A 2,452-nucleotide genomic window follows, 5' to 3' on the forward strand; every position below is an offset into this window, starting at 1 on the left:
CGCGGCCGGTGCCGGCGCGGGCTACGCTGGCGGCCAGTCCGACTACGGCGCGCCGCCCCCGCCGCCGAGCCAGGACCAGCGCCCGGCCAAGTCGATCGACGACGGCTTCGGCGAGGACGATATTCCGTTTTAGCGGGTGGCCGCTATAAATGGAAACATTGCAAATCGAACTGAAGCCAGCGGGACCGCTGGCTTTTTTCAATACTAGTTTGTTTCGCTGGCTATTCTAAGGGATTTCTTTATGGATGAAGTTAAATCGCACGCTCACGCATATCCGACGAAAAAGTTCTTCGTGAGGATGATTACGCGAGACATAGATCTAAAGGACTGCATACTCGATCTCATTGACAACAGTGTAGATAACGCATGGGCCGAGAAGGGCGGCCACATCATGAGTTTGCGTGATACAACTGATCTCTCGGACTTTGAAATTCATATAAATATTACGAACGACTGTTTCTCGATCAGGGATAATTGCGGTGGAATGACGCTTGATAGTGCTGTCGACCACGCTTTCAATTTTGGGCGAAAAGAGTTCAGCCCGAATGACAATTATAGTATTGGTGTCTACGGCATTGGGATGAAACGAGCTGTATTCAAAATAGGTAGAGAAGCCGAAGTAAGGAGCACGTACGATGAGGGTGGGGAAAGGTCGTCGTTTAAAGTCCCCATTAATGTTGACGAGTGGGTTCACGATGATGCACCCCCTTGGGATTTCGACATAGAAGAGTCCTCGGATTTGGGTGAAAATGGCGTCGAAATAGTAATCCAAGAACTGACTGAGGAGGCTGAGTCGGAATTTTCCTCACCAGAGTTTTTGGCTGACCTCAGGTGGGTTATTGAGCGTGACTACACGCTGCACCTGCACAAGGGATTGAATATATTTTTGAACGGTAAGAGGCTGACTGGGTGGCGGGTCGAGCTTCGCCAGAGCGAAAATTTCCGTCCTATGCGTGCCGAGTACAACGACATCAGTCGCGATAACGAAGTCGTTGTTGAGATGGTGGGGGGCATGGTTGCACCTCCTCCGGAGAGCGTGGATCCGGATGAAGATTCGAAAGGGGACCGGTTGTCAGGCTGGTATGTAGCCTGCAATGGACGAATCGTGTTGGCGGCAGATAAAACCGAGACAACAGGGTGGGGTGCTGAGGGCTTTCCAAGTTGGCACAAACAGTATTCCGGCTTCATCGGTATCGTTTTGTTCTCCGCACAGAATGCCGCCGCCCTACCACTGACAACGACAAAGAGGAACGTTAATTCGTCCGCAGACCTTTACCGAAGAGCCCGAGCCCGGATGCAAGAAGTTAGCCGGGCGTGGATTGATTACACGAACCAGCGCAAGCGGGATACCGAATCGGCGCGGCATAATGAAGAGGCCTCAAGAGCCGTTTCGATATACGATATTGCCCCACGTGAGCAGGTGCAGCTACCAGAGATAGAGAAAAAGCCCGTTGTGCCAATGGCAAATGTCAGCTACTCAGTCCCGAAAACAAAACTAAAAAAGTTGGCTAGGGAGATGGGCAACGTGACGATGTCCTACCGAGACGTTGGGCAGAAATCATTTGAGTATGCCTATGAAGATTATGTCGGAGAAGATTAATGCCTTCTTTCGAAAAAGTTAACTATAGTTTGCGACCCAGCAAGTCAATCCAGAGGGGGTTGGTGTTCGAGGGGCTTCGCGCAATAAAAGAACGCCTTGCTTTGGCTGACCCTGTTTATATTGGGCTTGGTTCGGTTTGGTTCTCTGATTTCCTTATGGCTCACTCGGCTCTCGATGTTTGGGATATGGTGTCCATTGAGTCTGACGAAATCGGGTTTGAGCGTGCGAAGTTTAACTGCCCTTTTGCGACTGTAAAGGTTAAAAAAGGTGAGGCCGGGGTTGTGATCCAGGATCTAAAAAATGGGGCTGAGTACAGCCAAAGGCCGTGGATGGTGTGGTTGGATTATGACTCCGAGTTGGATGAGAGCGTTTGCCAAGACCTGGCCTATCTCAATCGAAATGCGCCGGAAAATAGTGTGATTATTTTTACCTTCAATGCTCATGAAGGTAATTATGGAAAGCCAGCTGCTCAGAGGCGCTCCCGGGTAATTGAGCTCCTCGGTCGGGTCGTCTCGGAGGATGAGCCGCCAGCAAGCTTCAAAAATAAGTACGGTGCTTTTGAGAAAAGGCTTGCAAAAGCTGTTATCGATCACATGATTTCCGACGCGGTTAAGTGTGGTCGTGAGGGTGGTGCCGTTCCTGCGTTCAATTTAAGATATAAAGATGGCTCCCCTATGGTGACCGTCGGTGGGATTTTGCCGAGCAAGCAGAATAGGGCAGCCGCCGAGGAGCTCGTGAAAAGCGAGCATTGGGACTATATTTCCGAGGCACTAATTGCAGCTCCGAACTTGACGTTGCTGGAAGTGGCGCACCTACAGAAGCTTCTTCCCTCAAGTGCTCCGATCACGAGGC

The 2,452-nt window shown here is 50.8% G+C and carries 2 protein-coding genes; both read left to right on the top strand.

The genetic code is table 11. From position 1 onward, the window contains the following. Positions 1-241 precede the first annotated feature (241 nt). The gene (locus FAZ79_RS11095) at positions 242-1,600 is read left to right on the top strand and encodes an ATP-binding protein (RefSeq protein WP_136868023.1); all 1,359 of its coding nucleotides are present in this window, start codon (positions 242-244) and stop codon (positions 1,598-1,600) included. Continuing rightward, positions 1,600-2,452: O-methyltransferase (locus FAZ79_RS11515; protein WP_169303692.1), on the top strand; the 853-nt coding region annotated here is incomplete at its 3' end. The genes FAZ79_RS11095 and FAZ79_RS11515, both read left to right, overlap by 1 nt.

It is taken from the genome of Guyparkeria sp. SB14A (assembly GCF_005096345.1).
Lineage (GTDB): Bacteria > Pseudomonadota > Gammaproteobacteria > Halothiobacillales > Halothiobacillaceae > Guyparkeria > Guyparkeria hydrothermalis.

Excerpts from the sequence above, each read along its gene's own strand:
- FAZ79_RS11095 (WP_136868023.1), top strand. The coding sequence starts at position 242 with ATGGATGAAGTTAAATCGCACGCTCACGCATATCCGACGAAAAAGTTC.